The following is a 1,273-nucleotide window of genomic DNA, read 5'->3' as shown; positions in this document are numbered from 1 at the left end:
AGCCGCTCGTGCGCGATCACGTCGTGGTCGGTGATGAGCGCGCGGGCGGTCTTGTGGTGGAAGTCGGCGCGCTGCCGCCGGATCTTGCCGTGCAGCTTGGCGACCTTCCGGGCGGCGGCCCGGTGGGCCTTGGTGCGCCGCTTGGTGCGCTTGGGGAACGTCGCGAGGTGCCGCTGTGCCTCGGCGAGTTCGTCGGCCGCCGCTTGAAGGAAGCGGGGGTTGGCGACGTGTTCACCGTCCGAGGTGGTCAGGAATTGGGCGACACCCATATCGATACCGACGATCGCCCCGGTGGACGGCAGCTCCTCGGCGGGCACGTTGTCGCAGGCGAGGACGACGTACCAGCGGTTGCCCTCGCGCTTCAACGAGATCGTCTTGACACGGCCGCGCACGGGCCGGTGCTGGTGCACGCGGACGTGCCCGATGCCCTGGAGGCGTACGCGGGTCTGGCGGTCGTGCGGGGTGGAGTCCCAGCGGCAGCCGTCGCCGTCCTTCGGGAACACCACGGTGTCGAAGTGCCCGACCCCCTTGAAGCGCGGGTAGCCCGGCGTCTGACCGGCCTTGACCCGGCGGAAGAAGGCGGCGAACGCCTTGTCGAGGCGGCGCAGGGTGGCCTGCTGCGAGGAGAACGACCAGCGGCCCTGCCGCTCGGGATCGAACGCGCGGATCTCCTTGAGCTGCGCGGACTGGTCCCCGTAGCGCACGGTGGTCTTCGAGGCGTGCCGGTAGGCGTCCCGGCGTTCCTGGAGGGCGCCGTTGTACAGCGAGCAGTGGTCCCGCAGCATCTCGCCGAGCGCGACGGTCTGACGGGCCGTGGGGCGCAGGAGGAACTTGTACGCGCGGATCACGAGCCGTCCCCCTTCTTCCCCGGGCGTTCCCACTGGGTGTTGATGTACTTCTCGACCGTGGCCGCCGACACGGCGCCGACCGATGCCGCGAAGTACGACGACGACCACAGCGTGGGCATCCTCGACTTCAGGTGCGGGAACTCCTCGCGCAGGACGCGGGACGTGAAGCCCTTGAACTGGTTCGCCACATATGAGGCCGACGACTTCGCATCGTGCTTCACGAAGAGGTGCACGTGGTCGGGCATCACCTCAAGGGCGATGACCTCCCACCCTCGTTCGTCGGCCTTCTGCCGGATCAGTTCGTCCAGCCGTTCCGCGACCCGGCCACCGAGGACCGGGCGGCGGTACTTCGGGCACCACACGATGTGGAGCCCGAGGTCATACACGCCGCCGGAGAATCGGCGAACCTTCCTGGTCACGGTCAC

Annotated in this window: 2 protein-coding genes; both read right to left on the bottom strand. The window is 69.0% G+C overall.

Features of this window, described 5'->3' with window-relative positions; genetic code table 11:
- Positions 1-848: RNA-guided endonuclease TnpB family protein (locus KBZ10_RS28945; RefSeq protein ID WP_210990713.1), on the bottom strand; the 848-nt coding region annotated here is incomplete at its 3' end.
- A complete protein-coding gene (gene tnpA / locus KBZ10_RS28940; protein ID WP_210990714.1) occupies positions 845-1,267 on the bottom strand; it encodes an IS200/IS605 family transposase in 423 nt (140 codons plus the stop codon). The genes tnpA and KBZ10_RS28945, both read right to left, overlap by 4 nt.
- Positions 1,268-1,273: the final 6 nt, after the last annotated feature.

It is taken from the genome of Streptomyces sp. F63 (genome assembly GCF_018070345.1).
Taxonomy (GTDB): Bacteria; Actinomycetota; Actinomycetes; order Streptomycetales; family Streptomycetaceae; genus Streptomyces.
This window is presented reverse-complemented; position numbering and strand designations above follow the sequence as displayed.